The organism is Intrasporangium calvum DSM 43043 (assembly GCF_000184685.1).
Classification (GTDB): Bacteria; Actinomycetota; Actinomycetes; order Actinomycetales; family Dermatophilaceae; genus Intrasporangium; species Intrasporangium calvum.
In genome coordinates this window covers 1,132,011-1,147,548 of the sequence record NC_014830.1, presented here as the reverse complement: position 1 = coordinate 1,147,548, position 15,538 = coordinate 1,132,011, and the positions used below count along the sequence as shown (strand labels likewise).

The 15,538-nt window shown below is 71.6% G+C and carries 14 protein-coding genes; 3 read left to right on the top strand and 11 right to left on the bottom strand.

The genetic code is table 11. The features are described from left to right. Positions 1–3 precede the first annotated feature (3 nt). The 10 genes from asnB to INTCA_RS05175 all read right to left on the bottom strand — a co-directional run bounded on the left by asnB (position 4) and on the right by INTCA_RS05175 (position 10,667). Positions 4–2,679 carry an asparagine synthase (glutamine-hydrolyzing) gene (gene asnB, locus INTCA_RS05220; RefSeq protein ID WP_013491877.1) on the bottom strand — a complete coding sequence of 892 codons (2,676 nt, stop codon included), beginning with the start codon at positions 2,677–2,679 and terminating at the stop codon, positions 4–6. A 165-nt stretch (positions 2,680–2,844) separates the two neighbouring features. Continuing rightward, the gene (guaA, locus tag INTCA_RS05215; protein ID WP_013491876.1) at positions 2,845–4,428 is read right to left on the bottom strand and encodes a glutamine-hydrolyzing GMP synthase; all 1,584 of its coding nucleotides are present in this window, start codon (positions 4,426–4,428) and stop codon (positions 2,845–2,847) included. A gap of 24 nt (positions 4,429–4,452) precedes the next feature. After that, positions 4,453–4,809 carry a DUF3817 domain-containing protein gene (locus INTCA_RS05210; RefSeq protein ID WP_013491875.1) on the bottom strand — a complete coding sequence of 119 codons (357 nt, stop codon included), beginning with the start codon at positions 4,807–4,809 and terminating at the stop codon, positions 4,453–4,455. Continuing rightward, positions 4,806–5,591: an SURF1 family protein gene (locus INTCA_RS05205; RefSeq protein ID WP_244859871.1), complete on the bottom strand. Its 786-nt coding sequence runs from the start codon at positions 5,589–5,591 to the stop codon at positions 4,806–4,808. Before INTCA_RS05205 ends, INTCA_RS05210 begins: the two co-directional genes overlap by 4 nt. Before the next feature lie 148 nt (positions 5,592–5,739). Continuing rightward, entirely contained in the window at positions 5,740–6,408 is a 669-nt protein-coding gene (locus INTCA_RS05200; RefSeq protein WP_013491873.1) for a GTP cyclohydrolase II, read from the bottom strand. Positions 6,409–6,413: 5 nt separating this feature from the next. Next, entirely contained in the window at positions 6,414–7,106 is a 693-nt protein-coding gene (locus INTCA_RS05195) for a RibD family protein (protein ID WP_013491872.1), read from the bottom strand. After that, the gene (locus INTCA_RS05190; protein ID WP_013491871.1) at positions 7,099–8,019 is read right to left on the bottom strand and encodes a lysylphosphatidylglycerol synthase domain-containing protein; all 921 of its coding nucleotides are present in this window, start codon (positions 8,017–8,019) and stop codon (positions 7,099–7,101) included. The genes INTCA_RS05195 and INTCA_RS05190 overlap by 8 nt, the downstream gene beginning before the upstream one ends. A 127-nt stretch (positions 8,020–8,146) precedes the next feature. Continuing rightward, a complete protein-coding gene (locus INTCA_RS05185; RefSeq protein WP_013491870.1) occupies positions 8,147–9,280 on the bottom strand; it encodes a glycosyltransferase family 4 protein in 1,134 nt (377 codons plus the stop codon). Beyond that, complete coding sequence (locus tag INTCA_RS05180) at positions 9,277–9,675, bottom strand: 6-pyruvoyl trahydropterin synthase family protein (RefSeq protein WP_013491869.1); 399 nt, start codon at positions 9,673–9,675, stop codon at positions 9,277–9,279. Before INTCA_RS05180 ends, INTCA_RS05185 begins: the two co-directional genes overlap by 4 nt. Continuing rightward, a complete protein-coding gene (locus tag INTCA_RS05175; protein ID WP_013491868.1) occupies positions 9,663–10,667 on the bottom strand; it encodes a zinc-dependent alcohol dehydrogenase in 1,005 nt (334 codons plus the stop codon). Before INTCA_RS05175 ends, INTCA_RS05180 begins: the two co-directional genes overlap by 13 nt. A 114-nt stretch (positions 10,668–10,781) precedes the next feature. Here INTCA_RS05175 and INTCA_RS19435 point away from each other — a divergent pair, with 114 nt between their 5' ends. The 3 genes from INTCA_RS19435 to INTCA_RS05160 are packed head-to-tail and all read left to right on the top strand — an operon-like array spanning position 10,782 to position 13,685. Continuing rightward, positions 10,782–11,576 carry a CDP-alcohol phosphatidyltransferase family protein gene (locus tag INTCA_RS19435; protein ID WP_114609509.1) on the top strand — a complete coding sequence of 265 codons (795 nt, stop codon included), beginning with the start codon at positions 10,782–10,784 and terminating at the stop codon, positions 11,574–11,576. A gap of 14 nt (positions 11,577–11,590) precedes the next feature. Next, complete coding sequence (locus tag INTCA_RS05165) at positions 11,591–13,195, top strand: alkaline phosphatase family protein (protein ID WP_244859870.1); 1,605 nt, start codon at positions 11,591–11,593, stop codon at positions 13,193–13,195. Between the two features lie 28 nt (positions 13,196–13,223). After that, positions 13,224–13,685, top strand: coding sequence for a hypothetical protein (locus INTCA_RS05160; RefSeq protein WP_013491865.1), 462 nt, complete (start codon positions 13,224–13,226; stop codon positions 13,683–13,685). A 167-nt stretch (positions 13,686–13,852) separates the two neighbouring features. Here the strand turns inward: INTCA_RS05160 and INTCA_RS05155 are convergent, their stop codons facing one another. Continuing rightward, positions 13,853–15,538, bottom strand: coding sequence for a GMC oxidoreductase (locus INTCA_RS05155; RefSeq protein WP_013491864.1), 1,686 nt, complete (start codon positions 15,536–15,538; stop codon positions 13,853–13,855).

Below are 15,538 nucleotides of genomic sequence, written 5' to 3'. Positions count from 1 at the left end.
TGCTCAGGTCAGCTCGAAGACGATCGCCATCGGCGTCTGCTCCGAGCCCTGCCCGAGCGGGTTGTCGGCGAACATCGCCTCGTACCGCTCCTTGAGGCCCGGCGCGTCCGTGCCGAGGACGTTGCGGCCGATGTCGTTGGCGTCCATGACGACCGTCCCGCCGAAGGTGTCCCGCCATGGCGCCGGCACCCGCTCGCGGATCGCCGCGGACAGCCGGGCCGCCACCTGGTCCGGGTCCTTCGGAGCCAGCTTGGCCGAGACGTTGGCCGGGTACACGGAGTACTCGGTCGGTCCGTCGATGGCGCGGATGTCACCGCCGACCAGGTCGTAGAACAGCCCCCGGCGACCGACGAGCTTGCCGACCGCGCCACCGGCCGACGCGTAGAGCACGCGAGCCAAGCCGGCCTCCTCGATGGCGAGCTGCATCGTGAAGGGTGACCCGAGGCCGATGCCGGCAGGTGTTCGGGTCACGTAGCGCGACAGGATCCGCGCGGGCCGGGAGACCTTGATGTCCCAGATGAAGTACGAGCGCCCCTGGGTGATGGCGACGATCTTCTCCGAGATGAAGAAGTACCACGTGCCCTTCGTGGCGACCTCGTGGTCGGCGCCCGCCTCGGGCAGTCCCGCGAAGAACCGGTCGATGTAGCCGAGGGTCTTGCTGTCGAGGTCGTCCTCGCGGGCGTAGAGCTCGGTGCGAAGGGGGTACCGGCGCACGACCTGCCCATCGTCAAGGGTGAGGTCGAGCTGCTTGCGGGCGTTGGGTTCGTAGTCGGTCTTGACGCGACTGACGGACCCCTGCGCCGCCTCGTCAACCTTCTCGTCGAAGTACTCCTGGAGCCACAGCTCGAGGTTGAGCAGCCGCCAGAACGTCATCGAATCGACGTCGTTGGTGCCCTTGATCCAGCCCTCGAACGCGTGCAGGACCTCGGTCTGGTCGAAGTAGGGCCGCGCCGCGAAGGACTCGGACAGGAAGATGCCGTAGAAGTGGTTCTTGAGCCGCATGAACCACTCGCCCTGCGGGGTCGTGAAGCCGATCTTGTTGCGGCGCCGGTTGATCGACTCGGGCAGCAGGTCGCGCGTGGCGTCCCTGAGGATCCGCTTGTTCCAGCCGTCCTTGATGATGGCCTCGTCGGACAGCGAGAAGATGTACTTGACGACCTCCTTGTCGAGGAACGGCACGCGCCCTTCGAGGGAGAACCGCATGGTGTTCTTGTCCTCGTAGCGCAGCAGTGAGGGCAGCGAGCCGACGAAGAGGTCCTCGACGAGCCGCTTCTTGAGGTTGCTCCCCTCGACGGTGTAGCGCTCCCCCGCGTGCGCGGCGACGAACCCCTTTGCGAGGAGCTGGGTCGTCGGGATGCTCTTGCGCCCACGCAGCTTCGCCTTGAGCTTGAACCGTCCGAGCCGGTAGAGGACGTCGAGGGACTTCGACAGCTCCGCCGCCGCCCTGAGCGCACCCTGGGCCCGCAGCTGCCGCAGGTAGACGAAGTAGTACGGGATGTAGCCGGCCATCATCTCGTCGGCGCCCTGACCGTCGAGGAGGACGGTGACGTGCTTCGTCGCCTCGCGCATCACCTGGTACTGCGCGTAGGGGCCACTCGAGATGAGCGGCTCCTCCTGGGTGCGCACGAAGTCGGCGAGGTCCTCCTTGAACTCCGTCGGCGTCGGCGTGATCTTGTGCCCGGCGACGTGTCCCTTGCAGATCTCGAGGACGTCGTCGACGTAGCGTTCCTCGTCGTTGATCGAGCCGGGAAAGACAGCGGAGAACGTGTTCTGCTGCGCCCCAACGGACTCCGCTGTCCGGTCGTGCTCGTTGAGCAGCCGGTTGATGATGACGGCGACGGCCGACGAGTCGAGCCCCCCGGACAGCGAGGTCCCGACCGGCACCTCCGACTGCAGCCGCAGCCGGACGGCCTCGGTGAGCCGGTCACGGTACTCGCGCGCGGCCGCCTCGTCGTAGGGCCGCTGCTCCCGAGCGAGCTCGAGCAGCTCCTCGCGGAGCCGGGTGAAGGGCCGGCGTTCGACGGTCCCGTCCTCGGCAATGGTCATGACCTCGCCAGGCTCGAGCCGCTCGATCCCGTCGAAGAAGGTCTCCCGGCCGTCCTCGTGGATCCGGAAGCGCAGGTAGCGGTAGATGGTGCGCTCGTTCGGCCGCCTCTCGTAGCGGCCCGACGCGAGGATGGGCTTGATCTCCGAAGCGAACAACCACGCGTCCGCGCCGCCGGCACCCGAGCCAGCTGAGCGGCATACGTAAACGGGTTTGATCCCGAAGTGGTCGCGAGCGAGCGTCAGCGACCGCTCCTGCGCGTCCCAGATGGCGAGGCCGAACATCCCGTTGAAGCGGTCGAACGCCTCGGCGCCCCACTGCGCGAACGACTGGAGGACGACCTCCGTGTCGCTGTCCGTCGTGAAGGTGTGCCCGAGCCCCTCGAGCTCCGCGCGCAGCGGCAGGTAGTTGTAGACCTCGCCGTTGTAGACGATGGTGAACCGCCCGTCGCGGGTCGTCATCGGCTGCTGGCCGTGTGCGCGGTCGATGATCGACAAGCGCCGGTGGGCGAGCCCCACGGGACCATCGGTGAAGAGGCCGTCCCCGTCGGGTCCCCGGTGGACCTGGCAGTCGTTCATCCGCTGCAGGAGCGCCTCGTCCGCCTCGATTCCGAGATAACCCGCGATTCCGCACATGCGGAACACCCTAATGGCCGTATGCCACTGGGCTCGCACCCGCTCGACCCGTCGGTCCCAGCCCTCCCGCGCACCACGACCGAATCGAAAGAGCAGTTCGTCCCCCACCCCCGCGCCGCGATCTTGGGCACGAAAGGGGACGAACTGCTCTTTCGATTGGTGGGGCTACTCCCACTCGATGGTGCCCGGGGGCTTGCTCGTCACGTCGAGCACGACCCGGTTGACCTCGGTCACCTCGTTGGTGATGCGCGTCGAGATCTGGGCGAGCACCTCGTAGGGGACGCGGGCCCAGTCGGCCGTCATCGCGTCCTCCGAGGCGACCGGGCGCAGCACGACCGGGTGTCCGTAGGTGCGGAAGTCGCCCTGGACCCCGACCGAGCGGACGTCGGCGAGGAGGACGACCGGGCACTGCCAGATGTCGCGGTCGAGCCCCGCCTTCGTCAGCTCGTCGCGGGCGATGGCGTCGGCGCGGCGGAGGATGGCGAGCCGCTCGGCGTCGACCGCCCCGATGATGCGGATCCCGAGCCCCGGACCGGGGAACGGCTGTCGCCAGACGATGACCTCGGGCACGCCGAGCTCGAGCCCGACCTGCCTGACCTCGTCCTTGAACAGGGTGCGCAACGGCTCGATCAGCTTGAACTGCAGATCGTCCGGCAGGCCACCGACGTTGTGGTGGCTCTTGATGTTGGCCGCGCCCTCGCCACCACCCGACTCGACGACATCGGGATAGAGCGTGCCCTGCACGAGCCACTTGACGGGGTGCTCCTCGTCGGCGTGCGAACCGACGACGTCGCGGGCGGCCTGCTCGAAGACCCGGATGAACTGCTCGCCGATGATCTTGCGCTTGGCCTCGGGCTCGGTGACCCCGGCGAGCGCCGTGAGGAACCGCTCCTGGGCGTCGACGACGACGAGGTCGACGCCGGTCGCCTCGACGAAGTCCTTCTCGACCTGCTCGGCCTCGCCCTCGCGGAGCAGCCCGTGGTCGACGAAGACGCAGGTGAGCTGGTCACCGACGGCCCGCTGGACGAGGGCCGCCGCCACCGAGGAGTCGACGCCGCCGGAGAGCGCACAGAGCACCCGGTCCTCGCCGACCTGGTCCCGGATCGACTCGACGAGCTCGTCGACGACGTTGCCGGGCGTCCACTCGGGGGTGATCCCGGCGCCCCTGCGGAGGAAGTTCTCGAGCACCCGCTGGCCCTGCTCGGAGTGCAGCACCTCGGGGTGCCACTGCACGCCATAGAGCCGCTGCTCGTCGTTCTCGAAGGCGGCGACCGGCGTGCTCAGGGTGGAGGCCGTGACGCGGAAGCCGTCCGGAACCTCGCCCACCGAGTCTCCGTGCGACATCCACACGACCTGCTCCTCCGGCTGGCCGTCGAAGAGGGTGGAGTCGGTGCGTGAGATGGACGCCTGGGTCTTGCCGTACTCCCTCGCTCCGGTGCGGTCCACCGTCCCGCCGAGCGCCTGAGCCATCGCCTGGAAGCCGTAGCACATACCGAACACCGGCACGCCTGCGTCGAGCAGCGCCGCGTCGAGCCGCGGGGCCCCGTCCTCGTAGACAGAGCTCGGCCCGCCGGAGAGGATGATCGCGGCGGGCTCCTTGGCGAGGATCTCGGCGGCCGAGATCGAGTGCGGCACCACCTCGCTGTAGACCTGCGCCTCGCGGACCCGCCTCGCGATCAGCTGTGCGTACTGGGCGCCGAAGTCGACGACGATGACGGGGTGGGCCTGGAGGTCGTGCGCTTCACTCACCCGGGAAGCCTATCGGCCGGTGACTCAGGCGACGTAGGCCCGCTGGAGCATCGCGGAGATCTCCTTGGTGTTGCGGTGCTCCGCGATCCACGGCAGGACCGGGACGAAGCCCGCAAGCAGGTTGAGCACGATGCGCTTGAAGCCCCACGCGACCTTGACGCCGAGGTTGGCAACCGACGCGGCGAAGCCCATGTAGATGAAGCCGTGGATGTAGCTCCAGTTCTCGGTGAGGAAGTTCTCCTGCTCGAAGCCGTACTTCATGATCATCTCGGCGATGAGGATGAACAGCGCGATGCCGGCGACGATCGCCATGACCCGGTAGATGGTGAGGGCCGTCCGGATCTGCTTCGGCTTGGCCAGGTTGGTCGGGTACGTGCTCACGCGTGCGCGTCCTCTCTCGATGCGACCGGCTCGGAACTGGCCGGCTGCTGCTCTGCTCGGAACATCTTCCACCACATCCACATCGCGAACAGACCGAACACCCACCACTGGACCGCGTACGCGAGGTTCCTGAGGTTGAGCGGCGTGTCGAGGTCGGGCGGCGGCACCCGGGTGAGGGCAGGGTCGGCTCCGCCGGACCCGCCGGACCCGCCGGACCCCCCGGACCCCTCGGACTCGGAGCCGGCCAGCAGCACGACGTTGTAGAGGTCGCCGGGCCACTCGTTGACGAGCTGGGCCAGGTCGATCCCACTGCGCTGCCCGTCCGGCAGGGCGGCGCCGGGGCGCGGGGACTCGCCGGGCCCCAAGGTGCCCAGGACCGTCACCGTGCCCCGCGGTGGGGCCGGGGCCGCTGCGGGGGTGCCCTCGACGAACCCGCGGAGCACCGGCACCACCCCGTCCGAGGTCTGCAGCGCCCCGACCACCCAGGAGCCGACCCGGCCACCCAGCCGACGGTCCGGGACGAGGAAACCCAGCTCAGCGGCATACGTCCCCGTCGCGCTCACCGGCCGGTTCGAGAACTCCGGCTCGAACGCGGAGTGGGGGCTCGTCACCTCGGCGAGCGGCGCACGCGGCAGCGCGGCAGCCGCGCTGACGGCCTCCTTGCGCCCGACGTCCTGGGCGACGCCGAGCTGCCAGAGGCCGAGGAAGACGCACGCGGTGACCGCGAGGAGCATGACGATCGTCAAGCCCACCCAGCGGGGTGTGAGCAGGCCACGGAGCACCCGCCCAGCGTAGGTCACGGGGCGACGGCGGCCGACTGGGGGCTCGTCCGCTTCACCGGCAGCCGGGTCACGGGACCGACGTGGCGGTCCGAGGGGGCATCCGGAGGCTGTCGTATGCCGCTGGGCTCGCCCCCGCACGTCGCCGACCTCAGGCCGGGCCGGGGTGCCCGTCGGGCGGGAGGTCCAGGGTGTGCGCGCCACGAACCACCTTGGTCGCCAGGTAGTGGGCGTTGGCCGCGGACAGGTGCACGCCCGTCGGCACCCGCCGGACCACGTCGATGCCCAGTCCCCGCAGCTGCGCGGCCTTGTCGGGGTTGTTGCTCAGCAGCTCGACGCGCGGCACCGCCAGGGCGTGGAGCATCTGGGCGGCGACGGTGTAGTCACGCTCGTCCTCCTCGAAGCCGAGCGCGACGTTCGCCTGGTAGGTGTCGAGCCCGGCGTCCTGGAGCAGGTAGGCCTCGAGCTTGGCGTAGAGCCCGATCCCGCGGCCCTCCTGCCGCAGGTAGAGCAGGTAGCCGCCCGAGTTCGCCAGCACCTGCACCGCCTCCCGGAGCTGGGCACCGCAGTCGCACCGCTGGCTGCCGAAGACGTCTCCGGTGAGGCACTCGCTGTGCAGGCGCACCGGCAGCGGCGCCGCCGGCTCCGGTCCCAGAGCAGGCGGGGCGGCGCGACTGCCCAGTCCGAGAGCGACGTGCTCGAGCCCGTCGGCCAGCCCGTCGAACGTGAAGAGCCTGGCCGTCGTCTCGAAACCGTCCGGGAACGCGAGCGGCACGGTGACGTGGTTGCGAACCGACGCGGCCGGGAACGGCTGGAGCATGGCCTTCATCCCCTTTCGAAGCGCGACGACAGCGCATAGCGGAGCATCACCACGTCGTCGATCTGGCGAACCTCGGCCAGGGTCGCCCGGCGCTCCGGGTTCCAGGGGAAGTCGCCGTCACCGACGAACCGGCAGGCGGCCGAGTCGCCCACGAAGAACGGAGCGACGACGAGCTGCAGCTCGTCCGCGAGGTCGGCCGTGAGCAGCTGGGTGTGGACCGTGCCGCCGCCCTCGACCATGAGCCGGCGGACACCGCGGCCGTGGAGGTCCTCGAGGACGTGGTGCATCGTGCACGGCTGTCCGGCGTCGACCACGGTGGCGACCCCGCTCAGCCGGGCGGACGCCTCCGGCACCGCCTCGGAGGCGCAGTAGACCAGCTTCTCGGTCTCGCCGACGGTGAAGAAGCTCGCGTTGCAGTCGAGGTCGGCGTGGCTCGTCACCGTCACCTTCGTCGGTGATGCCGGCAAGCCGCGGGACACGCGGTCGGCCCGCCGCTCGGGCGAGCGGACCAGGAGGCGCGGGTCGTCCTTGCGGATGGTGGAGGCCCCGACGAGGATCGCGTCGGACGCCGCCCGCTCGGCGTCGACCCGGTCGAAGTCCGCGGCGTTCGACAGCAGGAGCCGCTTGCTGGCGCTGGTGTCGAGGTACCCGTCGATGGACATGCCGCAGCTCAGGAGGACGTAGGGACGCTCAGGCATGGCGCCCCGCCCCCGCGCGGGGCCACGCCCCGAGCAGCACCAGGGCACCCGGCAGCGCCGCCGCGAGCACGAGCATGCCGTAGACGACGGCGACCGTGAAGCCCTGCGCCGCTCCGAGGCCCGCTGCGCCGAACGCCCACGCCGAGGCGCCTTCGCGCGCCCCCCAGCCCCCGACGTTGAAGGGCACGGTCATCGCGAGGAGCACGAAGAGGGCCAACGGGAGCAGTCGCGACGTCGTGGCGCTGGAGCCGGCCAGCCGTGCTGCGATGACGAAGACGCCCACGTGTCCGGCGACGGCCACTGCCGAGGCGGCGACGACGCCCGGCCAGGTGTGCCTGCCGAGCACTCCTGCGCGGAGCTCGGACACCGCCGCGCGCCAGGTGCGCAGGAGGGCCGGAGCGCCGATGCGCCCGGTCCGGGCCAGCAGCGCCGTCGCGACCGCCCCCGCGAGCACGGCGACGCCGGCCGCGGGCACCCACGAGCGAAGGGGCGACGGGAGGAGCACGAGGACGGGGACCGCGACCATCACCTGGACCACCTGGCCGGCTGACCGCTCCCAGACCACGGAGCGCAGGCCCTTGCCGACGTCCGAGACGTCGCAACCATGACGCACCCCACGGTGCACGTCCCCGAGCACGCCCCCGGGTAGGGCGAGGTTGAGGAACTGCGACCGATAGCACGCCGCGACGGCTGACCGCAGAGAGAGGGCGACACCGAGTCCACGGGCGACGAGTACCCAGCGCCACGCGGAGCACACGGTGCTCATCGCCACGACGGTGCACGCCAGGGCCAAGGAGCCTCCATCGAGCCGACGCACGGCGGCCAGCAGGGGCGCGGCCCCCACCTGCCACAGCAGGACGACGACGATCGCGGCGCCGCTGACCGGGCGCACCCAATCCAGACCGCGGCGCATGCTCGTCCGTCGCCCTCCGTCGTCGGCTCCCGGGTGGACCCCTCGTCAGCGATGACGTCGCGGCGGGCCATCGGGTTCAGCGCTGCTGCTCCCGGTGTGACCGGCGCTCACCGCTGTTCACCGCTGCTCACCGCCGCTCACCGCCGCTCACTTGGTGGAGGACCTCAGAGATCTCCTGCGCCGTGCGCGCCCACTCCGTCAGCTGATCCCTCCGCTGCCGGGCCAGGGACCGAAGCCGTCGTCGGAGAGCGGGGTCGACGAGCCACTGTCGCAGTGCGCCGCCGAGCTCTTCGGTCGCACCTGCTCCCACCAGCAGTCCCGGGCGGTCCCCCTCCGGCGTGGTGCCCAGGGTCTCCGGCACGCCGCCCACCGCGGTCGCGACGACGGGGAGCCCCCGGGCGAGCGCCTCGGTGACCACCATCCCGTAGGTCTCGGCGCGGGAGGCGTGCACGACGAGGTCAGCGGCCGCGTAGGCGCGGTCGAGGTCGGCACGACCGAGCGGGCCGACGAGGTCGGTCCGGTCCGCGATCCCGGCCCGACGAGCCTGCTCGCGGACCGCATGGACGAAGTCGGGTTCGAGCGTCAGCGAGCCGGCACACACGCACCGCCAGTCGAGGTCGGCGACGAGGGCCAGGGCGGAGACGAGCTGGTCGTGGCCCTTCGCCGGGGTCACGGCTGCGACGCAGAGCAGCTCGCCGCCCGTCGCGGTCCCAGGGGCCAGCGCTGCGGCGTCGACGCCCGGTCGGGCGACGACCACGTGGTCCGGGGTGAGCGTCAGGCGGTCCACGAGCCATCGGCGCGTCCACTCGCTCGTCGCCACGACCGCAGCCGCCGCGGACAGCACTCGCCGCTCGCCTTCGCTGAGACGGCCGCCGCCACCGGGGCGGGCAGCATCGGCGGTGCGGGACGGGTCACGCGGCTGGCCCGGAGACGGCCCCTCGTCCATGACGGAGAGTGGCAGGTGGACCAGCACCACGATGCGCAGCCGCCCGGCCTCCGGGAGGAGGACGTCCGCCGCGGACGACGCGACCAGTCCGTCGACGAGCAGCACCGCACCGTCGGGGAAGCCTGACAGGACCCGGGCCAGGGTGCCGAGCGCCCTGCCCCCGGGCTGCGGCCAGTCCCCCGGCATCGCATGCTCGTGGACGGTCCACCCGAGCGACGGGAGGTACTCGGCGACTCGACGGTCGTAGGTGTTGCCACCGCTCGGCCGCCCCGGGTCGTCCACGGCGCTGGGGACGACGAGGTGCAGGTCGGTCACAAGGGCCGCTCGTAGCCGGCCCAGGCGACGTGCGACTCACGGAGGGTCACCGAGATCTCGGTGACCTGCTGGGCGGCGTCGCGCAGGCGCCCGCCGTGGACTCGCTCCGCGACACGGTCCGCGACGGCCTTGGCCAGCGCCTCGGCCGAGGTGTTGACCCCGGCGAAGGCCGGCTCGTCGTCGAGGTTGCGGTAGTTGAGGTCGCTGACGACCTCGTGGACCTCGCTCGTGGCCAGACCGATGTCGACCAGGACGTTGTCGCGGTCGAGCGCCGGACCCCGAAAGGTCACGTCCACCACGAAGGTCGCACCGTGGAGGCGCTGGGCCGGTCCGAAGATCTCTCCGCGGAAGCTGTGGGCGACCATCATGTGGTCCCGCACCGTCACGCTGAACATGGCTGCTCCGATCCGTAGGTGATGGAGTGACAGATGGCGGGCAGGGTGCCGTCCGCGAGCCCGGCCATCACCCTCGGCAGCTCCTCGAACGGGGACGAGCCGGTGAGGAGGGCGTCGAAGGCCGGGTCCCTCAGCAGGTCGAGGGCCAGCGACAGCCGCTGTGTCGGCGTGAATCTCGAGCGGCGGGCGGCGGCCACGGCCCCGACCTGGCTCGCCCGGATGCCGAGGCGCGACGAGTGGAAGGCGCCGCCCAGGGCCAGCTGCACCGGTGCGTCGCCGTACCAGCTGAGCTCGACCACGGTGCCCTCGGCCGCGAGGAGGTCGAGCGACAGCTGGAGCCCGGCGGACGTGGCACTCGTGTGGATGACGAGGTCACACCCGTGCACCGCCGACAGGTCCTCGTCGGGCCGGGCGAAGCCGACGCCGATCCGGGCGGCCACGCTGGCACGGGAGGGATCTGCGTCGACCAGGGTCACCGTGGTTCCCGGGAACCGGCCGAGAAGCAGGGCGACGCAGCACCCGACCATGCCGCCGCCCACCACGGCCACCCGGTCCCCCAGCAGGGGCGGCGCGTCCCAGAGCGCGTTGACCGCGGTCTCGACGGTGCCGGCCAGGACCGCCCGAGACGGCGGCACCCCCTCGGGGACGACCACCACTGCCTCCGTCGGCACGACGTACGCCGTCTGGTGCGGGTACAGGCAGAAGACGGTTCGGCCGGTCAGAGCGGGTGGTCCCTCCTCGACGACGCCCACGTTGAGGTAGCCGTACTTCACGGGAGCCGGGAAGTCGCCCTCCTGGTGCGGAGCGCGCATCGCGGCGCGTTGGGAGGCCGGGACCTCGCCCCGGAAGACCAGCGTCTCGGTGCCGCGGCTCACCGCGGTGCGCAGTGTCCGCACCCGCACGTCGCCGGGGCCCGGGTCAGGGACCCGGACCTCCCGGATCTCGCCCCTGCCCGGCTCGGCGAGCCAGAACGCGCGTGCGCCAGTGGACACGCGCTCAGCCTAACCAGCCCGGCGCAGACTCAGGTGTCGACCCGGGCCGAACTCGGGGCCGTCCGCTGTCGTCCTAGGAGCAAGGGACCGGCGGCCGGAGGTAGCGTGCGACAGATGATCCCGTCCGGGCCGGCCGTGGGCATGGTCGGCGTCGTGAGCCTCCTCGCTGCGCTGCACGAGGTGGTCGGCCTGGGCCCGTCCGGCTGGGTTGCGGGAGTCGGCGCCGGGGCGGTCGTCGCCCTCAGCCTGGGCGGGGGACTCGTTGCCCGAGGCGACCTCGGACTCGGCCGGGCCAACCAGGTCACCCTGCTGCGGGCGGTTCTCGTCTGCGCCGTGACGGCGCTCGTCGCCGATGCCCAGGCGCTGGGTGCGTGGAGTGGTCCGGCGAGGACGAGCCCACGGACCACGGCCGTCCTCGTGGGGCTCGCTGCGGTCGCGCTGGCGCTTGACGCGGTCGACGGGCAGGTCGCGCGACGGACGGGGACGGTCACGCCGCTCGGGGCGCGCTTCGACATGGAGGTCGACGCCCTGCTGGTCCTGGTGCTCAGCGTCCACGTCGCCCCCGGCATCGGCTGGTGGGTGCTGGCCGTCGGCCTGTGGCGCTACCTCCTGCTGGCTGTGGCCGCGGCGGCGCCGTGGCTCCGACGCCAGGTCCCCGCCCGTCGGTGGCGCAAGGTGGTGGCGGCCGTCCAGGGGGTCGTCCTCGTCGTCGCGGCCACGCACCTGCTCGCCCCCTCGGTCCTCGTCGCGGCCCTGACCCTCGCCCTCGCGCTGCTCACCGCGTCCTTCGGCACCGAGGTGCGCGAGCTGTGGCGCCTTCGGGCCCTCGCCCCGGCCACCCGACACGAGCCCTCCGACTCCGGAGCGCGCGGCCCGTTGCTCCGTCTCGGTCCGGTGGCTGACCCGTGACGCGTGTCAGACGGGTGAGCAGGTGGCTTCTCACCGCCGTGGCGGCCGGGCTCGTGTGGTTCGCCCTGGCGGCCCCCGAGAGTGCGTCACGGCTGGGCCTCCTGAGCCTCGTGCGCGTTCCGATAGAGGGGCTCGTGCTCGTGGTCCTGCTGCTGGTCCTCCGCGGCAGACCACGGGCCTGGCTGGAGGCCCTCATCGGCGTGGTCCTCGCGCTGCTCGTCATCGTCCGGGTGCTCGACCTCGGGTTCCGCTCGGCCCTCTACCGTCCGTTCAACCCGGTCACCGACTGGCGGTACGCAGGGTCGGCAGCGGAGCTGCTGGCGGGCTCCGTCGGGCCCGGACCCGCCCTCGTCATCCTCGCCGCGAGCGCCCTTGCCGTCCTGGGCCTCGTCGTGGGCACGCCACTGGCCGTGGCTCGGCTCTCGCGCGTCGTCAACCACCACCGAAGGACGTCGCTCCCGGCCGTCCTGGCGCTGGCCCTGGTGTGGGTCGGGTGCGCGGCCGCAGGCCTCAGCATCCAGCCGGACCTCCCCGTCGCCTCGTCGAGCGCGGCCGCCCTTGCGGTCCGTGAGGTCACCACGACGCGGGCGAACCTGCGCGACCGCGACGTGTTCGCCACGATGATCCCGGCCGATCCGTGGCAGCAGAGCCGCGACGCCGACCTGCTCCTCGCGTTGCGGGGCAAGGACGTCCTCCTCGTCTTCGTCGAGAGCTACGGGCGGGTCGCGGTCGAGGGCTCACCCGCAGTGTCGACGGCGCTCGACGCGGCAACAGCGCAGCTCGACGCTGCTGGTTACTCGAGCCGGAGCGCCTGGCTGACCTCGCCGACCTTCGGCGGCACCAGCTGGCTCGCGCACGCCACCCTCCAGTCCGGCCTGTGGGTCGACAGCCAGCAGCGCTACGACCAGCTCCTCGACGCTCGACGGCTCACCCTCACTGGAGCGTTCTCCCGAGCGGGATGGCGTGTGGTCGACGTCGTCCCGGCCAACCGGCGGGACTGGCCCGAGGGGAAGGCGTTCTACGGCTACGACCTCGTCTACGACGCGCGCACCCTCGGGTACGCCGGGCCGGGGTTCGGCTATGCCCCCATGCCGGACCAGTACACGTTGGCCGCCTTCAACCGCCTCGAGCTGGAGCCATCCCCCCGAGAGCCGGTCATGGCCGAGATCGACCTCGTGTCGAGCCACGTGCCGTGGGCCCCGCTGCCGCACGCGGTGAGCTGGGCCTCCATCGGGTACGGCTCGGTCTTTCTCGCCCAGGCGGGCCGGGCCACGCCGCAGTCGGTCGTGTGGAGCAGCAACACCACGGTGCGCACGGCCTACGGCCAGAGCGTGGCCTACTCCCTCGACAGCACGTTCTCCTTGCTGGGGCACGTTCGGGACCGGGACCTCGTCCTCGTGGTGCTCGGTGACCACCAACCCGCGCCGATCGTCTCCGGCCCCGGCGGCGGCCACGACGTTCCCATCAGTGTCGTCGCGCGCGACCCCGCGGTCCTGGACCGGATCGCGGCCTGGGGCTGGAGCGAGGGGCTGCGGCCCGGTCCCCGGTCTCCCGTGTGGCGGATGGACCGGTTCCGGGACCGGTTCCTCGCGGCCTACGGCCCCGGTCCAGGTGGCTGAACCACCCGACCGCGGGGATCGTCCTCGAGTGGAGAAGGTCCACCTCCTCGGCGTGCGCGAGCACCTCGCTCACCCGACTCGTTTCGATGGGAGTGACACGATGGGACTTCGGATCGCGGGTGCCGCGGGACTGCTCGTCTCGGCGGCAGTGCACCTCTTCATGTGGTTCGACGGCGTCCGGGACCAGTCGGTCGGCCCGATGTTCATGGTCAACGCCGTGTCGGGCGTCGTGATCGCCGGTCTGATCCTGGGCTGGCGACACTGGATTCCGGCGTTCCTCACCCTCGGTTTCGGCGCGGCCACGCTGGGCGCGTTCGTCATCGCATCCACCGTCGGGCTGCTCGGCGTGCACACTCGGTGGGAGGGGTTCAGCGTCTTCACGGCGGCCGCCTCGGAGATCGTCTGCATCGTCGCTGGCGCCGCCCTCCTCGTCCGGGCGCGCGTTGCCACTCGGCCGGCGCCCCATGGCGTGCTCCGGCCGAACCACTGAGCGCCTCCTCCCGTAACGCCGGGCCCCAGGGCTCGTTGTCAGCGTGGCGCCGGGCTGTTTCTCGACCGATTTCCGGCCCGGCGCCCGCGGGGTGACGTCGCCTCTGAGGGGCGGCGGCGTCACCCTTCGTCAGACCACTCCCGGCCCGGCGGGCGGGCGCGACAGGGTCAGGTGCCCGCTGGGACCGGTGGTTCCGCGACGAGCCGCTCGTAGGCGCGGCCCTGTTCCGGGCGCGGGTCAGGCTGGCCCTTCGCCGGCCACAGGGACAGGGCCCGCTCGGCCATCGCGGTGATGGTCAGGCTGGGGTTGACTCCGAGGTTCGCGGAGATGGCCGCGCCGTCGACGACGTGCAGGCCGGGGTAGCTCCACACCCGGTGGTAGGGGTCGACGACGCCGCCGGCCGGCGTGTCGGAGATGACCGCACCGCCGATGAAGTGCGCCGTCAGTGGGATGTCGACGATCTCGCCGATCGACGAGCCCGCCTCGGCGCGGATGCCGGTCACCTGCTGCAACCGACGGGCCATCGCGCGCACGGCCGCGTTCCCCTCGGGGATGTACGTCGGGCTGGGGGTGCCATGTCCGTCGCTCGACGTCAGGTGCGCCCCGAGCAGGCCGCGTTTGCGTGACACCCGGATCGAGTTGTCCGTCGTCTGCATGACGAGGGCGATGACGCTCCGCTCGCTCCATCGGCGCTTCGAGAGGCTGCGCAGGAAGACGTGGGGCCGTTGGACTGCCAGGCCGAGGAACCTGAGCCAGCGAGGCAACCGTCCACCTCCGTCGACCTGCATGATCGCGAGGAAACCCATCGCGTTGGACCCCTTGCCGTAGCGGACGTTCTCGACGTGGGTCGTGTCGTTGATGTGGAAGCTCGAGGTGATCGCCACTCCCTTGGTCAGGTCGATCCCGTCGGGGACGCGCGTCGTCATGGCCCCGCCGAGCGCCTCGGAGTTGGTCCGGGTCAGCTCGCCGAGCCGCGGCGAGAGCCGGGGCAGGTCGGTCGTCTTCATCGTCTGGAGGAGCTCGGCCGTCCCCCACGCCCCGGCGGCGATGACCACCTGGGCCGCGGTGACCGTGCGGGCCGCCTTGCCGCGGCTCGTCCACGCGCCGGATCGCACCGTGGTCACGGCGTAGCCGGTCTCGGGGCGGGCGGGGTCGAGCGGGCGCAGAGCGGTCACGGTCCGGAGCGGCTCGATGGTGACCCCGCGTCGCTCGGCGAGTGCCAGGTAGTTCTTGACGAGGGTGTTCTTGGCGCCGACCTTGCACCCGACCATGCAGTTGCCGCACTCGGTGCACCCGGCGCGGTCGGGGCCCTGCCCCCCGAAGTACGGATCCGGGACCCGCTTGCCCGGCTCGCCGAAGAAGACCCCGACGGGGGTCTTGCGGAAGGTCCGACCGACGCCCAGGTCGTTGGCGGTGTCACGCATCAGCTGTTCGACACGACCCTCACAGGGGTTCTCGACGACGCCGAGCATCCGCTGGGCGGTGGCGTAGTGAGGGGCCAGCTCCCCCTGCCAGTCCGTGATGCCCGCCCACTGGGGGTCCCGGAAGAACGGCTCCGGCGGGATGTAGAGCGTGTTCGCGTAGTTGAGCGAACCCCCACCGACTCCCGCACCCGCCAGCACGAGGCAGTGCGGCAGGCGGTGGATGCGCTGGACCCCGTAGCAGCCGAGGCGCGGAGCCCAGAGGTAGCGTCGCAGGTTCCAGCTGGTCTCGGCGAAGTCCTCGTCGGCGAACCGCCGACCGGCCTCGTACACGTGGACCCGGTAGCCCTTCTCGGCCAGCCGGAGGGCCGCCACCGACCCGCCGAAACCCGATCCGATCACCACGATGTCGTGGTCGTACGCCTGCGTCAT

What these genes read in the sequence shown, in the direction of transcription:
- asnB (WP_013491877.1), bottom strand. Translation starts at nt 2,679, where the DNA reads ATGTGCGGAATCGCGGGTTATCTCGGAATCGAGGCGGACGAGGCGCTC.
- INTCA_RS05200 (WP_013491873.1), bottom strand. Translation starts at nt 6,408, where the DNA reads ATGCTCCAGCCGTTCCCGGCCGCGTCGGTTCGCAACCACGTCACCGTG.
- INTCA_RS05195 (WP_013491872.1), bottom strand. Translation starts at nt 7,106, where the DNA reads ATGCCTGAGCGTCCCTACGTCCTCCTGAGCTGCGGCATGTCCATCGAC.
- INTCA_RS05190 (WP_013491871.1), bottom strand. Translation starts at nt 8,019, where the DNA reads ATGCGCCGCGGTCTGGATTGGGTGCGCCCGGTCAGCGGCGCCGCGATC.
- INTCA_RS05180 (WP_013491869.1), bottom strand. Translation starts at nt 9,675, where the DNA reads ATGTTCAGCGTGACGGTGCGGGACCACATGATGGTCGCCCACAGCTTC.
- INTCA_RS19435 (WP_114609509.1), top strand. Translation starts at nt 10,782, where the DNA reads ATGATCCCGTCCGGGCCGGCCGTGGGCATGGTCGGCGTCGTGAGCCTC.
- INTCA_RS05155 (WP_013491864.1), bottom strand. Translation starts at nt 15,538, where the DNA reads ATGACGCAGGCGTACGACCACGACATCGTGGTGATCGGATCGGGTTTC.